This is a genomic window from Peribacillus sp. SIMBA_075, assembly GCF_046534585.1.
Window position 1 is genome coordinate 1 of record NZ_JAWRYN010000351.1, and the last position, 304, is coordinate 304.

The window sequence follows — 304 nt, forward strand, 5'->3', positions numbered from 1 at the left end:
GGATCAAGCTTCCGCTCATTCGTCCATTCATCGTCGCTTATGAAACCTACTACGATATGCCAACTCTATTGATCAAAATCGAAACGGATGCTGGTATTACAGGGTACGGGGAAGCCACACCGGATCAGCATGTGACCGGGGAAACGTGGGAGAGCACGTACAGTATGCTCGTCCATCATCTGGCGCCGAGCGTGATCGGAGAAAACCCTTTTCATATCGAACGAATTCACGAAAAAATGGCGGAGCTGGTGTACGGTTCACCCTCTGCGAAAGCTGGAATTGACATCGCTTGCTATGACATCAT

General features: G+C 49.7%; 1 pseudogene. It reads left to right on the plus strand.

The window, feature by feature from the left end:
* Window positions 1-2: 2 nt before the first annotated feature.
* Window positions 3-304 (plus strand): annotated as a pseudogene (locus tag SB775_RS28540) (dipeptide epimerase); the annotation flags it as partial.